Consider the following 13,014-nt stretch of genomic DNA (forward strand, 5'->3'; position numbering starts at 1 on the left):
CCAAGGAGACAGCATGACCATCGTGGTGGGATACGTCCCGACCCCCGAAGGCGAAGCAGCCCTGACCCAGGCCATCACCGAGGCCCGGAAGAGCAACACCAGACTGTTGGTCATCAATTCGTCCCGCGGGGACGCGTTGGTGGACAACCGCTATGCCCAGGAGCCGGACATCCAGAGCATCGAGGACCGCCTGGCAACCCAGGGCATCGACCACGAGATCAAGCAGCCGGTCCGTGGGCACGATGCCGCAGCCGAGGTCCTGGATGCCGCGGAGGAGCACAATGCCGAGCTGATTGTGATCGGCCTGCGACGCCGGACCCCGGTGGGCAAGCTGATCATGGGCAGCGTGTCACAGCGGATCCTGCTGGAAGCGGACTGCCCCGTCCTTGCCGTGAAGGCGGGCTAGGGGCGGACCAGCTCCTGGCGCTGGCGGCCCAGTCCCTGCACCTCTACCTCCACCACATCACCGGGCTGGAGGTAGGGGTAGCGGCCGCTCAGCGCCACCCCCTCCGGGGTCCCGGTGAGGATCACGTCCCCGGGCTCCAGGCGCATGTACTGGCTGCAGTGATGGACCAGCGTGGGTGCGTCGAAAATCAGTTGCGACGTGTCCGAATCCTGGCGCGGCTCGCCGTTGACCCAGCTTCTGAGCGGCAGGTTCCCGCCGTCGATGTCCTCTGCCGGCACAAGCCACGGACCCAGGGGCGTGGACCCCGGCAGTGTTTTACCCTTGGTCCACTGGCCCGCCGCGCCGGGGAGCTGGTACTCCCGCTCGGAAAGATCATTCGCCGTGACGTAGCCGGCGATGCATGCCGCCGCCTCCGCGATGGTTTCCAAGTAGCTGGCCTCCCGGCCGATAACGATGCCCAGTTCCACCTCCCAGTCGAATTTGTTGGACAGGGGCGGAACTGCAGCCTTGTCGAAGGGCCCGGTGACAGTATTGCTGGGCTTGAGGAACATGACCGGTACTTCCGGCGGGGCCGAGCCCGACTCCGCCGCGTGGGCCGCATAGTTCATGCCGATACCCACCACCGCTCCCGGCCGGGCCACCGGGGCCCCCACACGCAGGCTGTGCGCGTCGTCAACGGCCGGCAGTGCTCCCGCGTCCAGCGCGGCCCGGACCCTGGCAACACCCCCGGACGCCAGGAAGACACCGTCCACATCGCGGGTCAGCGGGAGAAGACTGAAGTATTGGCCGGCGCCACCGCCCGTGGTCACCAGGACCACCGGCTGCTCGTGCCCGCTCTCGCCCAGGCGCATTAGCTTCATGCTGAGTCTCCTTTGATCCGTGCCGCTTTGCTGGATTTCATAGTGTCCGATGCCCGTAGGTTCCCGCCAAACGCACGGATTGTGACTGCACTTCCCCGCGTGAAAAGATCAGTCATCTGACATCCCGCGCTGCAGCCGGTAAATGGATCAGCCCTCCGCACCCCGGGCGCTACACCGTGGCCCTGGACGAATCGGCGCCCTTCGGTGAAACCTACGCAGCCCTTGCCGCCTGACAACGGCCCTTCCGGCATAAGCCGGTTAAGCACAAATCCCCGCATCGCCTTGGGCGGTACGGGGATTTTGCTGTTTCTCCAGGGGTTGCTAGCCGCGGCGCACCTGCACGCCGTCGGACTTCAGGAAGAGCTGTTTTTCCGCTGGCCCCGCGGGCACAAGCCACAGCACGTTTCCGCTCTGCGACACCTCTTCCACCTCCCCGGCCGCTACCACATGCGCATGCTTGATGATCTCGACGCGGTCACCAACGGAAAGGCTCTTCCAGTCGGATACCACGGCGGAATGGGCATTGCGCCTCGATAGGACTGCCCCACGTGCTTTCATTTGAACTTCTACCCCTTTGTATACGTTCTGCGCCACAGCCTCTTTGATGTGACTTTTACTACACCTTCAGTTCTACTACACTCTGTAGCCCCCTGATGGCTGTGTCGGCCAAAATCCCGCCAGGTGGACACGGAGCGTAGTAGAAGACGAAGATCCTTCGTTCTCAGGCGAGGGAACCGACGGCGGATTCGGCCGCCCTGCGCACCTCACCCGACGCCACCAGCCGGTCAGCCGTTTCCAGTTCCGGAGAAAGGAAGCGGTCCGTTCCGGGCCCGTCCACCACGTCGCGGAGGGCCGCCACCACGGCGGCGCCAGCAGGACCCGGCGTGAGGACGCCCCCGGAGAGCTGGGTGCGGATATCAAGGGCCCGGGCCGACGTGACCAGCTCAATGGCCAGGACGCGGCGCAGGTTGTCCACGGCCTTCCGCAGCTTGCGGGCCGCATGCCAGCCCATGGACACGTGGTCCTCCTGCATGGCGGAGCTCGGGATGGAGTCCACCGACGCCGGCACAGCCAGCCGCTTGTTGTCCGACACCAGCCCGGCCTGGGTGTACTGCGCGATCATCAGGCCGGAATCCACTCCAGGATCTGCCGCCAGGAAGGCCGGGAGCCCGTGTGAGCGGGCGGGATCGAGCATCCGGTCCGTCCGGCGCTCCGCGATGGAGCTCAGGTCTGCCACAGCGATGGCCAGGTAGTCCAGGACGTAGCCCACCGGGGCACCGTGGAAGTTGCCGTTGGAGCTGACCCGGCCGTCGGGCAGCACCACGGGGTTGTCGATGGCGGCCGCCAGCTCGCGGGTGGCCACGAGTTCGGCATGGTCCACCGTGTCCCGCACGGCGCCGGCAACCTGCGGGGCGCAGCGCAGCGAGTACGCATCCTGGACGCGGGAGTCGCCCACCCGGTGCGAGGCCACGATCGGGGAATTGGAAAGCACGCGCAGCATGTTGTCCGCACTGGCGGCCTGTCCCGGGTGGGGACGCAGGGCTGCGTGCAGCTCCGGCAGGAACACCTGGTCGGTGCCGAGCAGCGCCTCGACGCTGAGCGCGGCGGTGATGTCCGCCGTCGTCAGCAGCTGGCGGAGGTCGGCGATGGCCATGAGGAGCATGCCCAGCATGCCCTCGGTGCCGTTGACGAGGGCAAGGCCCTCCTTTTCGGCGAGGATGACGGGTTCGATGCCGTGCTCCGCAAGCAGTTCGGCGACAGGCCGCTGTCCCTGCCCGCCGTAACGGACGCCGTCGGGCCCTTCCGCTTCACCCTCGCCCATCAGCACCAGGGCGCAGTGCGAGAGCGGGGCGAGGTCGCCGGAGCAGCCGAGCGAGCCGAACTCGCGCACCACCGGGGTGATGCCGGCGTTGAGCACGTCCACCATGGTCTGCAGGACCACGGGACGGACGCCGGTGCGGCCCGATGCCAGGGTCTTGGCACGCAGGAACATGATGCCGCGCACCACTTCGCGTTCCACGGCCGGCCCCATCCCGGCGGCGTGGCTGCGGATCAGCGACTTCTGCAGCTGGGTGCGCAGTTCACTGGGAATGTGCCGGTTGGCCAGTGCGCCGAAGCCGGTGGAGATACCGTAGGCCGGGGTGTCGCTGGAGGCCAGGCTGTCGATGTGGGCGCGGACTTTGGCGACGGCGTCGAGGGCTTCAGGCGCGATGGCCACGTTGGCGTTGTGGCGCGCGACGGCGAGCACATCCTCGGGAGTGACGCCGCTGGAGCCGAGGGTGACGGTCAGCGGTTCATGGGTTGTGATTGTCATGATTACTTGCTCTCGTTCATGGGGATGCGGACGCCGCGTTCCTTGGCGACGTCGAGGGCGCGGTCGTAGCCAGCGTCGGCGTGGCGGATGACGCCCATGCCGGGGTCGTTGGTGAGGAGCCGTTCGAGCTTTTCGGCGGCAAGGTCGGTGCCGTCGGCCACGGAGACCTGGCCCGCGTGGATGGAGCGGCCGATGCCCACGCCGCCGCCGTGGTGCAGGGACACCCAGGTGGCGCCGGAGGCGGTGTTAAGCAGTGCGTTGAGCAGGGGCCAGTCGGCGATCGCGTCGGAGCCGTCGGCCATGGCCTCGGTTTCGCGGTACGGGGACGCGACGGAGCCGGAGTCGAGGTGGTCGCGGCCGATCACGATGGGGGCCTTGACCTTGCCTTCCTTGACGAGCTGGTTGAACAGCAGCCCTGCCTTGTGCCGTTCGCCGTAGCCGAGCCAGCAGATGCGGGCCGGCAGGCCTTCGAACTCCACGCGTTCCTGGGCGGCGTCGATCCAGCGGTGCAGGTGCTGGTTTTCCGGGAACAGTTCCTTGATGGCTTCGTCGGTGACCCGGATGTCCTCGGGGTCACCGGACAGCGCCACCCAGCGGAACGGGCCCAGGCCCTCGCAGAACAGCGGCCGGATGTACGCCGGGACGAAGCCGGGGAACTCGAAAGCACGCTCGTAACCGCCCTTGCGGGCCTCGTCGCGGATCGAGTTGCCGTAGTCGAAGACCTCGGCGCCGGCATCCTGGAACTCCACCATGGCCTGGACGTGCCGGGCCATCGAGGCCTGGGCCTTCTTGGTGAAGCCTTCCGGATCCGCCTCGGCCTCGCGGTGCCACTCCGCCACGGAAATGCCTTCGGGCAGGTAAGACAGGGGGTCGTGGGCCGAGGTCTGGTCGGTCACGATGTCCACGGTCAGTTCACCGGCCTTGTGGCGGCGGAGGATTTCCGGGAAGACCTCGGCGGCGTTCCCCACGTAGCCCACGGACCAGCCGCGGCGCTCTTCCTTGGCCTTGAGCACCTTGGCGATGGCGGCGTCGAGGTCGGTCTCCACCTCGTCGAGGTAGCGCTTGCCCGCCCGGCGGCGCAGACGGGTTTCATCGACGTCGACAATCAGGCAGGCGCCCTCGTTCAGCGTGACAGCCAGCGGCTGGGCGCCGCCCATGCCGCCGCAGCCGCCGGTGAGCGTGAGGGTGCCGGCGAGGGTGCCGTTCTCGTCGCCGGTGAGCTTGCGGGCGATCGCGGCGAAGGTCTCGAAGGTGCCCTGCAGGATTCCCTGCGTGCCGATGTAGATCCAGGACCCCGCGGTCATCTGGCCGTACATCATCAGGCCCTCGGCCTCGAGCCGGCGGAACTCCGGCCACGTGGCCCAGTCCCCCACCAGGTTGGAGTTGGCCAGCAGCACCCGGGGCGCCCACTCGTTGGTGCGGAACACACCCACCGGCTTGCCGGACTGGACCAGCAGGGTCTCGTCCTTTTCCATGGTTTCCAGGGTCCGGGTGATGGCGTCAAACGCGGCCCAGGAACGGACAGCACGGCCGGTGCCGCCGTAGACCACCAGGTCATCCGGGCGCTCGGCCACCTCGGGATCCAGGTTGTTCATCAGCATGCGCAGCGGCGCTTCGGTCTGCCAGGACTTGGCGGTGAGCCCGGTGCCGCGGGCAGCTTTGACCGGGCGGGCACCGGTAGTGAAATCGGCGGGTGCCATGATGGCTCCTTTTCATGTGTGTCTGCGGTGGAAAAGAACTTCTGTATCAACTAAAGCCCTTTGGGAAGGGGGTTCACAGGGGTTTTTCGGGGGCGCTGTCCGGAATTCCAGACATCCCCCGGGGGCTCTTCCCCAATTGCCGGCCCAGGCCTACTTGCCGGGGCGTCCGTGGATCCGGACCGATAGTTCGTCGGCTACCTTCTGGACGCGGGCGGCCAGGGCGGGCCACTCGTCGGCTGCCAGCTTGTCCTCGAGGAAGGTCACAGCGACGGCAGCCGTGGGCCAGCCCAAGTGATCGGTGACGGCGGCAGCGATGGACCCGAACCCCGGCGTCACCTCGCCGTGCTCGGTGGCGTAGCCGCGCTGCCGGACCCGGTCCAGGTGGGAGGACAGCGCGGAGTACTTCATGATGGGCGCCTCGGTCTCATGCCGGGCGGTGAAGGCAGCCGCGTTCGGGTACAGCGCGCGGACCTGGGACTTGGGCAGGGCGGCGAGGATGGCGCGCCCGCTGGCGGTGAGGTGGCTGGGAAGCCGGACGCCGACGTCGGTCACCAGGGACGGGCGGTTCTTGGCCCGCTCCTCCACGATGTACAGCACGTCCCGGCCGTGCAGCACGGCCAGATGCGCACTCTCGCCGATGGCGTCCACGAGTGACGCCATCAGCGGGCGGCCCAGCCGGGACAGCGGCTCCTGGCGGGAGTAGGCGGAACTGAGCTCGAACGCGCTGATCCCCAGCCCGTAGCGCTGCTCCTCATGCAGGTGGAGCACAAAGCCGTTGGCCTCCATGACCCCCAGCAGGTGGTAGACGCTGGAGCGTGGCAGTCCGAGTGTCGCGGCGATCTGGGACGCTGCCATCGGCCCCCGGCGGGACGCGAGCAGCTTCAGGATGCGCAGCGTGTTTTCGGCCGCGGGAACTTTCGACGTCGCCTTTGCTTCGCGCGCTGGCAGTTGGGTTTCCGTCACTGGCACTGGTACTCCTTCCTCCAGGAAACCGGAACTGTCCGGTATCCCATACACAAGGATGCGCCTTCGGAGGACCTTTATGTCCTAAACCAGGGGGCCCGGTGTCTGGTATTCCAGACGCTTCCGCGAACAGGGGAAGGGATTCTGATTTCCCGCCGCCTTGGACCCGCAATGTCTGAGACCAAAGACACCAACCTGCCGTGAACTGCATCACGCAAGTACTCGAAGTGGTCTGCTGGTTAGCAGCCCCCTCCCCAATGACGAGAAGGTAGATGCATGCAAGCGCCAGGCACCACTAAGCACCACGAAATCCCACCCGCGCAGCACAGCCCGGCAACCGCCGTCGCAGGTCTCCTGAACCGGGGACTGAATGTGCGGCACATCCGGTTCATGGCCCTCGGCTCCGCCATTGGCACAGGGCTCTTTTACGGCTCCGCCTCGGCGATCCAGAAGGCGGGACCGGCGGTCCTCTTCGCCTACATCATCGGCGGCGCGGCCGTGTTCATGGTGATGCGGGCGCTCGGCGAGATGGCCGTCCGCCACCCGGTTTCCGGCTCATTCGGCCAGTACGCCAGCCGCTACCTCGGACCTTTGGCCGGTTTTGTGACCGGTTGGACCTACGTCTTTGAAATGGCCATCGTCGCCATCGCGGACGTGACGGCGTTCAGTATCTACATGGGTTTCTGGTTTCCCCAAGTAGACCGCTGGATCTGGATCCTGGCCATCATCTGCTTCCTGGCCGCCCTGAACCTCCTCAGCGTCAAGGTCTTCGGGGAACTGGAATTCTGGTTCTCCCTCATCAAGGTGGCAGCCATCATCGCCATGATCGCGGGCGGAGCGGCGATCATCGCCTTCGGCTTCCAGGCGGGAAACTCCAGCGTGGCGCCGGGACTCGGCAACCTCGTGGAGCACGGCGGGATGTTTCCCTACGGCTTCGAAGGCCTGCTCGCCTCCTTCGCCGTGGTGATGTTCGCCTTCGGCGGGATTGAAACCCTGGGGATCACGGCGGGCGAAGCCGCGGACCCCAAGAAGGTCATCCCCAAGGCCGTCAACACCGTTCCGGTCCGTGTGCTGCTGTTCTACGTGCTGACCCTGGGCGTCCTCATGAGCCTCTTCCCCTGGGACGAAATCGGCAGCAACGGCAGCCCCTTCGTCCAGATCTTCAGCGGACTTGGAATCCCAGCCGCCCCGCACATCCTCAACGCCGTCGTCATCACGGCGGCACTGTCGGCTATCAACAGCGATATATTCGGCGCCGGACGCATCCTCTTCGGCCTGTCCAGGCAGGGGCACGCTCCTGCCGCCTTCGGCAAGGTATCGCGTCACGGCGTCCCCTGGATGACCGTGGTCATGATGGCCGCGATACTCCTCGTGGGCGTGGTCCTGAACGCGGTGATCCCCGAGGACGTGTTCATCCTCATCGCCTCCATTGCAACCTTTGCCACGGTCTGGGTGTGGGTGATGATCCTCGCGTCCCATGTGGCGATGAAGCGCGATATCGCACGCAAGGGCCTGCCGGCGTCGGAATTCCCTTCGCCCTGGTGGCCGGCCGCTTCCGTCCTGACCATCGCGTTCATGGCCCTGGTGATCGCCGTACTTGGCGCCTTCGAGGAAACCAGGGTTGCCCTGTATGTGGGCGCCGCATGGCTTGGACTGCTGGTTGCCGCCTACCACCTGTGGGTGAAGGGTAACGGACGGCGCCGGGCCGAACTGGTGGACGAAACGTCCCCTTTGCCCGTGGTCCGGCCTGCCCGGGAAGGCTGATCGGGTATGGCACGTCCGGTGCCATCGGCGCCGTCCCGGGACTAAAATCAGGCATGGTCCCCCTCTCCAACCTGCTGGCGTTTTCGCTTGCCTCGGTGGTGCTTATTGCGCCGCACAGGGTGGACGCCATGGAGGCCACGGGCGGAGCGCTGATGATCGGGCTGGGCGGCACCCTCGCCCTCACGGGCAGCAAGTCCTGACCCCCTCCCGACGCTCTATCACTTAATGCACGGTATTTTGGATCCCTCTCTCACCGGGTGACAGAGGGTTGACCCGCAACCTGCAGGATGTGCGAGAGCGTCGGGAGGTGCGAAGCCTTCGTCAGACTGCCGCGGCCGCGGACCGCACCGCCTCGGCGAGGGACGTCGTCGGCCGTCCAATCAGCCTGCGCAGGTCACCCGTGCTGACCAGCAGGTCGCCGCGGGCAATGCCCAGGTCCGAGTCGGCGAGGATTTCCGCGAAGGCAGCCGGAACGCCGGCGCCGGCGAGCAGGCCCGCGTAATCCTCCGCGGGCAGGTCGTCGTAGTTGATGTCCTTGCCGGTAGCAGCGGTGATCTCGGCAGCCAGGTCCGCCATGGTGAAGGCCTCGTCACCGCCCAGCTCGTACACCTTGCCCGCCTGCCCGTCAGCAACCAGGACCGCCGCGGCCGCGTGCGCGTAGTCAGCCCTGGCGGCACCGCTGACCCTGCCGGAGCCTGCGGCGCCGGCGAGGGCACCCTGCGCGAGGGTTCCCGGCAGCTGCCCCGTGTAGTTTTCCAGGTACCAGCCGTTGCGCAGCAGGACGAACGGGACGCCCGATCCGCTGAGGATGGCTTCCGTCTCCTTATGCTCGGCGGCCAGCAACATGCCCGTGGTGTCGGCGTTGGCAATGCTGGTGTAGGCCAGCAACTCCACGCCTTCGGCCTTGGCAGCCTCGATCACCGTGCGGTGCTGCTCCACCCGCTGGCCCACCTCGCTGCCGGAAACCAGCAGCACCCTGCGGGCACCCCGCAGGGCCGCAGCCACGGACGCCGCGTCCGCATAATCCATCCGCCGGACCTGCACGCCCTGCTCCGCGAAGTCCGCCAGCTTGTCCACCGAGCGCCCGGCGGCCACGATGTCCTGGGCGGGAACGTTCCGCTCCAGCAGTGCCTCTATGACGTGGCGGCCGAGTTGTCCGGTGGCTCCTGTTACGACGATGCTCACAATGGGTCCTTTCAGTTGGGTTTAGCCTGTCGAAGGGCACAACTCAGGCCCGCGCGGATTACTTCCCGAGAGAGAGTACGCACTTTGAAGTAAGGTACTGACCTCACGGTAAGCTGGCTCCATGGAAGCCACAACGCATCCGTCCCCGCTGCCCGGAAGCTTTGCCGACGGCGTCTTCCCGGCCGGGTGCCCCAGCCGGACCCTGCTGGACCACATCACCAGCAAATGGGGCGTTCTGATCCTGCTCTCGCTGTCCGAAGGAGAGCAGCGGTGGAGCGAATTACGACGGCGGGCCGAAGGCATCAGCGAAAAGATGCTGGCCCAGACGCTAAAGACCCTGGAGCGCGACGGCCTGGTCAGCAGGAACGCCCAGCCGGTCATTCCACCACGCGTCGACTACAGCCTCACCGAAAAGGGGTACGAGCTCAGCAGACTGCTGGTCCCGCTTGTTGCCTGGGCCTTCGACAACGCCGACGACATCCTCAACGGCGGGCGCGAACCCGGAGCAGCGGCAGGCAGGTAGCCGCTTCCGCAAACATGAGTACCTGTTACTGGTGTGACTGCTGTGAATAGCGCATAGCTTTGGCGTAAGGTGCCCAGCCGGAATGGGAGGGCCGCCCTCTGCTGGGAGCGTTCCGGTTGACCTGCACCGCCAGTGAGCGGCCCGTGCCGCTTTCGAGGAGTTGGTAAGCATGGTCAAAGCCGAAGTCCGGGACCCCTACAGCCTGGGCCGGCCCGTCAGCCTGGCCGAGGCAGGAAAGCACACCTGGACCCGGGTCCGGAGGTCCTTCGCTCCCCGTTCGCCCTTCAAGATCGGTGACGCCGTAGTTGGTGACGATCCCTTCAAGGGCCGGCACGAGGGGCTGGTGGTGTTCCTGCAGGGAACGAGTGCGGGCGTGGACACCGCGCAGGGCGTGTTCTTCTACGACCATCGGCAGCTCAAACGGCTGGACTGACCCCCCCAACAACAGGAGTTTTTGTCCAGATATGGCGACTTCACAGCCGTCTATCCGCCATATCTGGACAAAAACTTCGAGGGGGTGGCTACTTTGCGGACCAGCCGCCGTCCATGGTGTAACTGGCGCCGGTGACCATTCCCGCACGGGCCGATGCAAGCCAGGCCACCAGCGATGCCACCTCCTCCGGCTCCACCAGGCGCTTGATGGCGGACTCGGTAAGCATCACCTTGGCCAGGACTTCGGACTCGGGAATGCCGTGCACCGCGGCCTGGTCCGCCAGCTGCTTCTCCACCAGCGGAGTGCGGACATAGCCGGGGTTGATGCAGTTGGACGTCACGCCGTGCTCGCCGCCTTCCAGCGCCGTCACCTTGCTCAGCCCCTCCAGTCCGTGCTTGGCGGACACGTAGGCGCTTTTGAAGGGCGAGGCCCGGAGGCCGTGCACGGAGGACACATTGATGATGCGGCCGAACCCGTTCGCGTACATGTGCGGCAGGACGGCCCGGACCAGCAGGAACGGGGCTTCCAGCATCAGGGTGAGGATCCGCCGGAATTCTGCAGGATCGAACTCCTCGATGGGGCTGACGCGCTGGATCCCGGCGTTGTTCACCAGGATGTCGCAGTCCAGGCTCAGGGTGGCGAGCCGGTCCACGTCCAGCAGGTCCACAGCCCACGAGGTGCCGCCCACCTCATCGGCGAGGGCGGCAGCGCCGGCGGAGTCGACGTCGGCCACCACCACCTTGGCGCCGTGGGCCGCGAGCTCCCGCACGCATGCTGCTCCGATTCCGCTGGCGCCGCCGGTGACCAGCGCCTTCCGGCCGTTCAAATCACCGCCGGACCCGGCTGCCTGGTTTGCGGGGCGTTGCTCTGCGCTCACTGTTTCTCCTTGGTGTCCACACTGACACGTGCTGCGATCTCCAGTACTGACGGTTACCCTGAGTATTGCTGCACAAACATGTGGCTTCAATGACCAAAGCGGCACCCGCCATGTGCAGAATTGCAGATATGAACGCCAATCCGGATGACCTCCTGGTCCTGCTCGCAGTGTCCCGCTCGGCTAAATTTACGACGGCGGCCCAGGCTTTAGGCCTGAACCACACCACCGTCTCGCGCAGGATAGCTGCCCTGGAGAAGGCGCTTGGCGGCCGCGTCCTTGCCCGTGCGGCGGGCGGCTGGGAGCTGACCGAGCTGGGCCAGCAGGCGGTGCATGTGGCCGAGCAAGTGGAGGCCGTCCTGGGCACGCTGGGACCGGCTGGCAAGGCACCGGACCCAATTACCGGCGTCGTACGCATGACGGCGACGGACGGGTTCAGCGCCTACATTGCGGCTCCTGCGGTGGCCCGGCTCCGCCGTGACCACCCCGGGCTCAGCGTGGAGGTGGTGACCATGACCCGGCGCGCCCTGCAGCAGCGTTCTGGGCTGGACATCGAAGTGGTGGTGGGTGAGCCGCAGGTGCACCGCGCCGAGGCCGTGCGGCTGGGCGAATACATGCTGGGCATGTACGCCTCACGGGCCTACCTTGCAGAGCATGGGACGCCCGGCAGCGTGGCAGAGCTCAACGAGCACCCGCTGGTGTATTTCGTGGACTCGATGCTGCAGGTGGACGACCTGGACGCGCCGCGCCGGCTGGTCCCCGCCATGCGCGACGGGCTGACGTCCACCAACGTCTTCGTCCATGTGGAGGCCACGCGGGCCGGCGCGGGCGTGGGGTTCCTGCCCTGTTTCATGGGCGACCTCCACGATGACCTGGTGAGGCTGCTGCCGGACGAAATCGCCGAGCTGCTCCCCTACTGGATGGTCCTGCGGCCGGACTCACTGCGCCGCCCCGCCGTCGCGGCCGTGGTGCAGGCGCTGCGGGACCAAATGGACGCCCACCGTGAGGCACTGCTGGGGCGGGGCTAGATGTACTGTCCCGGCAGGGCCGTACCGGCCGGCGGGTCGTGGCGGACCGGGACGCCGGCAGCGAAGGCCCGGACCTGGGCGTCGTCCCAGAGGTGCGCAGGGACGGCGCCGCCCAGCAGCCTGCGGGCAAGCTGCGGATCGTCCCCAAAGGGAACGTCGCTGCCCGCCATCACCATGTTCCCGTAGCGCCTGCCCTTCAGCATGGCGGGATCGGCGATGATGACGGTGTGCGCGAAGGCGGCCGCGATGGTGGCGGCGTCCTCGCGCGCGTTCCTGAGGTCCGGACCGTCGCCCGAGTTCACCACATACAAACCGCCCGGGGCGAGGACCCGGCGGACGTGCTGGTTGAACTCGGTGGTGGTCAGCGGGCGCGGGGTCAGGGCACCGGCAAAGACGTCCCGGATGATGAAGTCCCGGGTGTCCGGGGTCAGGGCCTCCGTCACCTGGCGGGCTTCCCCCACCCGCAGGCGCAGCAGCGGCGCCTTGGGAAGGTCGAACCAGCCGCGGACATATTCGGCCAGCTTCCCGTCGAGCTCCACCACCACCTGCCGCGCGTCAGGATAGGCCGCGGCAAAGTAGCGGGCCAGCGAGCAGGCGCCGCCGCCTAAATGCAGCCCGCGCAGCCGGGAAGCGGTGCCGGCCGCGGCGGCGGATCCTCCGGAAGCAATGCCCGACGGCGGCCAGCGCGACTCGATCAGCGCCGCCATCCAGCGCATGTATTCGAAGTCGAGGAACAGCGGGTCGGCGAGGTCGATGTGCGAGCTCATGACGCCATTGATCTTCAGGAGCCAGCCGGTGGCGTTGTCCTGGTCCGCGATCAACTCGCAGTCGCCGGTATCGATGTAGTAGACGCCCTCCACGGGGCCCCCGGGCTTTGTCCCCTTGGCCTGTTCGGCCGTGACCGCCGCGGTCCTGCCGCCCCGGCCCCCTGACTTTCCGCGTTTCGCCATTACCCGTGCCGCGC

At 67.0% G+C, this 13,014-nt stretch carries 14 protein-coding genes; 6 read left to right on the forward strand and 8 right to left on the reverse strand.

Annotated elements, in window-relative coordinates:
• Positions 1-13: 13 nt before the first annotated feature.
• Positions 14-406, forward strand: a complete 393-nt coding sequence (locus AC5RUO_RS14865) for a universal stress protein (protein WP_009357252.1) — start codon at positions 14-16, stop codon at positions 404-406.
• Here the strand turns inward: AC5RUO_RS14865 and AC5RUO_RS14870 are convergent.
• From AC5RUO_RS14870 to AC5RUO_RS14890, 5 genes are all read right to left on the reverse strand, one after another.
• A complete protein-coding gene (locus AC5RUO_RS14870; RefSeq protein WP_494103927.1) occupies positions 403-1,266 on the reverse strand; it encodes a fumarylacetoacetate hydrolase family protein in 864 nt (287 codons plus the stop codon). The genes AC5RUO_RS14865 and AC5RUO_RS14870 overlap by 4 nt on opposite strands.
• Positions 1,267-1,587: 321 nt before the next feature.
• Complete coding sequence (locus tag AC5RUO_RS14875) at positions 1,588-1,824, reverse strand: hypothetical protein (protein WP_035752228.1); 237 nt, start codon at positions 1,822-1,824, stop codon at positions 1,588-1,590.
• A gap of 163 nt (positions 1,825-1,987) precedes the next feature.
• Complete coding sequence (gene hutH, locus AC5RUO_RS14880) at positions 1,988-3,580, reverse strand: histidine ammonia-lyase (protein ID WP_494103928.1); 1,593 nt, start codon at positions 3,578-3,580, stop codon at positions 1,988-1,990.
• Positions 3,581-3,582: 2 nt separating this feature from the next.
• A complete protein-coding gene (hutU, locus tag AC5RUO_RS14885) occupies positions 3,583-5,280 on the reverse strand; it encodes a urocanate hydratase (protein WP_494010940.1) in 1,698 nt (565 codons plus the stop codon).
• A 150-nt stretch (positions 5,281-5,430) separates the two neighbouring features.
• The gene (locus AC5RUO_RS14890; protein WP_494010941.1) at positions 5,431-6,249 is read right to left on the reverse strand and encodes an IclR family transcriptional regulator; all 819 of its coding nucleotides are present in this window, start codon (positions 6,247-6,249) and stop codon (positions 5,431-5,433) included.
• A gap of 270 nt (positions 6,250-6,519) precedes the next feature.
• Here AC5RUO_RS14890 and AC5RUO_RS14895 point away from each other — a divergent pair, with 270 nt between their 5' ends.
• Together AC5RUO_RS14895 and AC5RUO_RS14900 are read left to right on the forward strand one after the other, a co-directional pair.
• Positions 6,520-8,007 carry an amino acid permease gene (locus AC5RUO_RS14895; RefSeq protein ID WP_494010942.1) on the forward strand — a complete coding sequence of 496 codons (1,488 nt, stop codon included), beginning with the start codon at positions 6,520-6,522 and terminating at the stop codon, positions 8,005-8,007.
• A gap of 53 nt (positions 8,008-8,060) precedes the next feature.
• The gene (locus AC5RUO_RS14900; RefSeq protein ID WP_494010943.1) at positions 8,061-8,207 is read left to right on the forward strand and encodes a hypothetical protein; all 147 of its coding nucleotides are present in this window, start codon (positions 8,061-8,063) and stop codon (positions 8,205-8,207) included.
• A gap of 121 nt (positions 8,208-8,328) precedes the next feature.
• Here AC5RUO_RS14900 and AC5RUO_RS14905 read toward each other — a convergent pair whose 3' ends face one another.
• Positions 8,329-9,192, reverse strand: coding sequence for an NmrA family NAD(P)-binding protein (locus tag AC5RUO_RS14905; RefSeq protein WP_494010944.1), 864 nt, complete (start codon positions 9,190-9,192; stop codon positions 8,329-8,331).
• A 121-nt stretch (positions 9,193-9,313) separates the two neighbouring features.
• On the opposite strand from AC5RUO_RS14905, the gene AC5RUO_RS14910 reads away from it, so the two are divergent.
• Both AC5RUO_RS14910 and AC5RUO_RS14915 read left to right on the forward strand, forming a co-directional pair.
• Complete coding sequence (locus AC5RUO_RS14910) at positions 9,314-9,715, forward strand: winged helix-turn-helix transcriptional regulator (protein ID WP_494103929.1); 402 nt, start codon at positions 9,314-9,316, stop codon at positions 9,713-9,715.
• A 169-nt stretch (positions 9,716-9,884) separates the two neighbouring features.
• A complete protein-coding gene (locus tag AC5RUO_RS14915; RefSeq protein ID WP_494103930.1) occupies positions 9,885-10,148 on the forward strand; it encodes a hypothetical protein in 264 nt (87 codons plus the stop codon).
• An 88-nt stretch (positions 10,149-10,236) separates the two neighbouring features.
• Here AC5RUO_RS14915 and AC5RUO_RS14920 read toward each other — a convergent pair whose 3' ends face one another.
• Entirely contained in the window at positions 10,237-11,025 is a 789-nt protein-coding gene (locus AC5RUO_RS14920; protein ID WP_494103931.1) for a 3-hydroxybutyrate dehydrogenase, read from the reverse strand.
• A gap of 128 nt (positions 11,026-11,153) precedes the next feature.
• Here AC5RUO_RS14920 and AC5RUO_RS14925 point away from each other — a divergent pair, with 128 nt between their 5' ends.
• Positions 11,154-12,050 (forward strand): LysR family transcriptional regulator, encoded by an 897-nt coding sequence (locus AC5RUO_RS14925; protein ID WP_494010948.1) that lies wholly within the window; start codon positions 11,154-11,156, stop codon positions 12,048-12,050.
• On the opposite strand, the gene AC5RUO_RS14930 is transcribed toward AC5RUO_RS14925, so the two are convergent.
• Complete coding sequence (locus tag AC5RUO_RS14930) at positions 12,047-13,000, reverse strand: spermidine synthase (protein WP_494010949.1); 954 nt, start codon at positions 12,998-13,000, stop codon at positions 12,047-12,049. The two genes, AC5RUO_RS14925 and AC5RUO_RS14930, sit on opposite strands and share 4 nt — an antisense overlap.
• Between the last annotated feature and the right edge of the window lie 14 nt (positions 13,001-13,014).

The sequence above is a fragment of the Arthrobacter sp. Y3221087 genome (assembly GCF_059089905.1).

Bases quoted from the DNA above. Each gene is read 5' to 3' on its own strand.
- AC5RUO_RS14865 (WP_009357252.1), top strand. From the start codon at position 14: ATGACCATCGTGGTGGGATACGTCCCGACCCCCGAAGGCGAAGCAGCC.
- AC5RUO_RS14870 (WP_494103927.1), bottom strand. From the start codon at position 1,266: ATGAAGCTAATGCGCCTGGGCGAGAGCGGGCACGAGCAGCCGGTGGTC.
- AC5RUO_RS14875 (WP_035752228.1), bottom strand. From the start codon at position 1,824: ATGAAAGCACGTGGGGCAGTCCTATCGAGGCGCAATGCCCATTCCGCC.
- hutH (WP_494103928.1), bottom strand. From the start codon at position 3,580: ATGACAATCACAACCCATGAACCGCTGACCGTCACCCTCGGCTCCAGC.
- hutU (WP_494010940.1), bottom strand. From the start codon at position 5,280: ATGGCACCCGCCGATTTCACTACCGGTGCCCGCCCGGTCAAAGCTGCC.
- AC5RUO_RS14895 (WP_494010942.1), top strand. From the start codon at position 6,520: ATGCAAGCGCCAGGCACCACTAAGCACCACGAAATCCCACCCGCGCAG.
- AC5RUO_RS14900 (WP_494010943.1), top strand. From the start codon at position 8,061: ATGGTCCCCCTCTCCAACCTGCTGGCGTTTTCGCTTGCCTCGGTGGTG.
- AC5RUO_RS14910 (WP_494103929.1), top strand. From the start codon at position 9,314: ATGGAAGCCACAACGCATCCGTCCCCGCTGCCCGGAAGCTTTGCCGAC.
- AC5RUO_RS14915 (WP_494103930.1), top strand. From the start codon at position 9,885: ATGGTCAAAGCCGAAGTCCGGGACCCCTACAGCCTGGGCCGGCCCGTC.
- AC5RUO_RS14925 (WP_494010948.1), top strand. From the start codon at position 11,154: ATGAACGCCAATCCGGATGACCTCCTGGTCCTGCTCGCAGTGTCCCGC.
- AC5RUO_RS14930 (WP_494010949.1), bottom strand. From the start codon at position 13,000: ATGGCGAAACGCGGAAAGTCAGGGGGCCGGGGCGGCAGGACCGCGGCG.